Origin of the sequence: Mesorhizobium sp. M5C.F.Ca.IN.020.32.2.1 (assembly GCF_004023105.1) — a bacterium.
Classification (GTDB): domain Bacteria; phylum Pseudomonadota; class Alphaproteobacteria; order Rhizobiales; family Rhizobiaceae; genus Mesorhizobium; species Mesorhizobium wenxiniae.
The window spans coordinates 1-4,276 of sequence record NZ_RZSX01000564.1 but is presented as its reverse complement, the minus strand read 5'-3'; the positions used below and the strand labels follow the sequence as shown (position 1 = coordinate 4,276).

Sequence of the window (4,276 nt, the reverse complement as noted above, 5' to 3'; positions counted from 1 at the left end):
TCGTGGCGGTGGCCATCGCGATAATCTTCCACAGCTACTGGGCCCTCGTGGTGGGGACCCTCGTGAGCCAGGCGACCTATCTCGTCACCTCCTATCTGGTGGTGCCGTTCCGCCCGAGGATCGTCTTCAAGCACATGCGGGAGTTCTTCTCTTTCTCGGCCTGGTTGACGGCCGGCCAGATCGTCAACACGCTCAACTGGCGCTTCGACCACCTGCTGATCGGCAAGGTGCTCGGCAATGCGCAGCTTGGCTACTATACCTTCGGCAGCAATCTCGCCCGCCTGCCGACACGCGAGGCGACGGCGCCGCTCACCCAGACGATCTACCCGAGCTTCGCCACAATTCGCGACGACCCAGGCCGCCTCGCCGCCGCCTATCAGCGCGTCCAGGCACTTGTCGCCGCGATCGCGCTTCCTGCCGGCATCGGCGTTGCGGTGATCGCCGATCCCCTGGTCAGGCTGACGCTGGGTGAAAAATGGGCGCCGGCAATCTTCATCATCCAGTCGCTCGCCTCGGTGTACGCCCTGCAGACGCTGGGCTCGCTGGTGCAGCCGCTCGGCATGGCGAAGGGCAAGACGAGGCTTCTATTCGTCCGGGACACGCAGATGCTGTTCGTCCGCGTACCGATCATCTTCGGCGCCCTCATGCTCTACGGGCTCGAAGGTGTCATCTACAGCCGAGTGTTCACCGGACTGCTCGGAGCGCTCGTCAACATGGTGCTGGTCAAGCACTTCATCGGCGTCACGGTGCTGGAGCAGCTGGCGGCCAACGGGCGCGCGCTCGCAAGCATCGCGATCATGGCCGCGGGCGTCTTGTTCGCCTCGACCTGGCTGCCCGCGGCGAACGACAGCGTGGGGCTTGCTTGGCAGCTGGCGATCCTCGTTCCGTTGGGCGCGGTCCTCTATTGCGGGTCGAGCTTCGGGTTATGGCTGTCGATGAAGCGGCCCGATGGCCCCGAGCGGGAAATCCTGAACATCTTGGGCAAGATACTGTCGAAGGTTCGCCATGGCTGAATCTAGCACGTCGGATTTGCTGCAACACGAGCCGAACGGTCGGCCAGATGGAGGAAGAGGAATGCCAGTGGAAACGCCTCCGGTTCTGATCGACAGGTTGCAGGACATGATCCATGACTGCCTGAAGGACTATGTCCGGGCGGACGAGCCGCTGGCGATCCTCGACTTTCCGGATATCCGCAATTGCGGCGACTCAGCCATCTGGCTCGGCGAGATGGCCTACCTGAAAGACCGCTACGACAAGCGGCCGGCCTATGTCTCGCGCATGCGCGACTTCTCGGCGGAGGATCTCGAACGGGCCGTCCCGACTGGACCGATCTTCATCCATGGCGGCGGCAATTTCGGCGACCTCTGGATCACGCATCAGGATTTCCGCGAGCGCGTACTCGAGCAATTCCCCAACCGCCGGATCATCCAGTTTCCGCAATCGATTCACTACAAGTCGCAGGAGCGCCGGGAAAGGAGCGCGCGCATCATCGGCGGGCACAAGAACTTTGTTCTCCTGGTGCGCGACGAGGAATCGAAGGCATTCGCGGAGAAGCACTTCGATTGCGAGGTGCGGCTTTGCCCAGATATGGCATTCTGCATCGGCGCGCTCGAACCGGAAGCATCCGAGTTTCCGGTGCTGGCGATGTTGAGGGCGGACCTCGAGAAGGCAGGTGACGCGGATCGCTCGGCCTACCCCGACATTCCGATGGAGGACTGGATCACCGAATCTGCGCGGCAGGTGCGCATCGCCAAGGCGATTGGTGCTGCCTCCGCGCTACTGGCGCTCAAGCCGGCAGAGGTGCGGCTGCGCAAGCTGGACGCGGCCGCGCACAATCGCTTCCGGCGAGGCATCCGGCAGATTTCGCGCGGGCGTGCGATCGTCACCGATCGCCTGCACGTCCATATCTGCTCGCTGCTGATCGGTCGGCCGCATGCGGTCCTCGACAACAGCTACGGCAAGATACGGCGGTTCATGGCGGCATTCTCGGGCGGATCCGACCTTTCCTACAAGGCGACCTCGCTCGACGACGGGATCGGCTGGGCGCGGCAGGCAGCCGCTGTCGCCGCCTGATCTTTGGCACGCAGAAGACATTTGCTGAGGTTGAGATGACACTCGTCACCTTCATCATTCCCGTGCGCCACCAGGACAATGCGCGCGACTGGAGCAGGCTCAAGGCGAATCTCGCCCAGACGGTTCGCTCGATATCGAGCCAGACCAACGACGACTGGCGGGGCATCATCGTCGCAAACGAGGGCGCCGATCTGCCAAATCTCCCCGAGCGCTTCAGTGTCGAACGCGTGACCTTTCCGCCAAACGATGCGCATGAGCGCGGTGGGGTGAGCAAGGAGGACTTCTACGACGCCTTCCGCGTCGACAAGGGCCGCCGCGTGCTGAAGGGCATGCTGCGGGCACGCGACAGCCGCTTCTTCATGATCGTCGACGACGACGATTTCGTGAGCGCCCGCCTTGTCCAGCACGTGTCGGAGAACCGAAACGCAAACGGATGGACCATCGACCGCGGCTATGTCTGGGACGACGGCGGCAAGCTCCTGCTCGGCTATGACGACTTTAACCATCTTTGCGGGACGTCATTGATAATCCGGTCGGACCTCTATGGTCTGCCCGACCGTTACGGGGATGCCTCTCCCGACTGGATGAAGTCGATGCTCGGCAGTCATATCCGGATTGCAGACATTCTGGCCGAGCGCGGTACGCCTCTGGCGACGCTGCCGTTTCGCGGCGCCGTCTATCGCGTCGCCCATGCCGGCTCGCACAGCAGGACGCCCGGTATCATGGCCAAGTATTTCCTGAACTGGGGCGCGCTCAAACGACCCAGGCGACTGCTTCGCAATGCCTCACGGCTGCGGCTGGTCGGTGAGGCCGCGAAACGCGAGTTCTTCGGCAAAACCGCTGTTCGCCGGGATACATGATCACCCCGGGCAGGCCAACTTGATGGGAGAGGAGAGGAGCTTCTGGTCGGAGTGGCAGGATTTGAACCTGCGACCCCATCGTCCCGAACGATGTGCGCTACCAGGCTGCGCTACACTCCGTGACCAGACCGCGGGCTTATAGCCGTGGCACTTCGTTCCTGCAAGCGCCAATGGCGGCGCTTCTGTCGCATTTCTTCCGCTTTCGCCTTAAGGTCATACAGGTTTCAGTTTCCTGCGCGATAAACACTGCATAAAGGCTCGTGTAATAGGTATCGGCCACCCGCCTCGAAACACCCTGATTCCAGCCGCTTGGAGTTGCTGTCTTGCCCCTGAAGATCGTTAGCGAAGCCCGTCCCAACACCTTCGAGTTTGAAACCTCGGCGCTGATCAAGGCGTCCGGCTTTCGTGAGTATGATGCGCGCTGGTGGTTCGGCCATCCTGGCTCTGCGGAGCCGCCTGAGCTTAACCTGATCGGTGTCCAGGCGCTGGGCATGGGGCTCGGCACGCTGATCCGGCGCCTGGGCGCCGGCCCGGACATCGTGACCGGTCATGATTTCCGCTCCTATTCGCTTGCGATCAAGCTGGCGCTGGTTTCCGGGCTGATGGCCGCCGGCGCGCGAGTTAAGGATATCGGGCTGGCGCTGTCGCCGATGGCCTATTTCGCCCAGTTCGCGCTCGATACGCCGTCCGTGGCCATGGTCACCGCTTCTCACAACGAAAACGGCTGGAGCGGCGTCAAGATGGGGGCGGCGCGCCCCTTGACCTTCGGTCCGGAGGAAATGAGCGCATTGAAGACGATCGTCCTTGCCGGCGACTTCGACCTTGTCGGCGGCGGCTGCTATGACTTCGTTGCGGATTTCCGCAAAACCTATCTGGACGACCTGACCCGGGACAAGCGCATAGCGAGAAAGCTCAAGGTGGTCGCCGCCTGCGGCAACGGCACCGCCGGCGCCTTTGCACCGGAAGCGCTGGAACGGATCGGCTGCGAGGTGATTGCGCTCGATGTCGAGCTCGACCATACGTTTCCGAACTATAATCCAAATCCCGAAGACATGAAGATGCTGCACGCCATCCGCGACAAGGTGCTGGAAACGGGAGCCGACGTCGGGCTTGGCTTCGACGGCGATGGCGACCGCTGCGGCGTGGTCGACAATGAAGGCAACGAGATCTTCGCCGACAAGGTCGGCGTCATGCTCGCCCGCGACATCGCGCGACTGCATCCCGGCTCGACCTTCGTCGTCGACGTCAAGTCGACCGGATTGTTCAACACCGACGCCGCCCTGCGTGCCGATGGCGCCGTCACCGACTATTGGAAGACCGGCCACTCCTACATAAAACGGCGC

At 62.7% G+C, this 4,276-nt stretch carries 4 protein-coding genes and 1 tRNA gene; 4 read left to right on the top strand and 1 reads right to left on the bottom strand.

Annotated elements, in window-relative coordinates; translation table 11 throughout:
* The 3 genes from EOA86_RS24345 to EOA86_RS24335 form a co-directional block, all read left to right on the top strand.
* The coding region (locus EOA86_RS24345; protein ID WP_128343997.1) for an oligosaccharide flippase family protein at nt 1-1,013 on the top strand (1,013 nt) is incomplete at its 5' end.
* Nucleotides 1,014-1,074: 61 nt separating this feature from the next.
* Nucleotides 1,075-2,073 carry a polysaccharide pyruvyl transferase family protein gene (locus EOA86_RS24340; protein ID WP_128343995.1) on the top strand — a complete coding sequence of 333 codons (999 nt, stop codon included), beginning with the start codon at nt 1,075-1,077 and terminating at the stop codon, nt 2,071-2,073.
* A gap of 35 nt (nt 2,074-2,108) precedes the next feature.
* Nucleotides 2,109-2,933 carry a galactosyl transferase gene (locus tag EOA86_RS24335; protein WP_128343993.1) on the top strand — a complete coding sequence of 275 codons (825 nt, stop codon included), beginning with the start codon at nt 2,109-2,111 and terminating at the stop codon, nt 2,931-2,933.
* Between the two features lie 43 nt (nt 2,934-2,976).
* On the opposite strand, the gene EOA86_RS24330 is transcribed toward EOA86_RS24335, so the two are convergent.
* A tRNA-Pro gene (locus tag EOA86_RS24330) sits at nt 2,977-3,053 on the bottom strand.
* 203 nt (nt 3,054-3,256) lie between these two features.
* On the opposite strand from EOA86_RS24330, the gene EOA86_RS24325 reads away from it, so the two are divergent.
* Nucleotides 3,257-4,276, top strand: a 1,020-nt coding sequence (locus tag EOA86_RS24325) for a phosphomannomutase/phosphoglucomutase (protein WP_128343991.1), incomplete at its 3' end; no start/stop codon positions are given.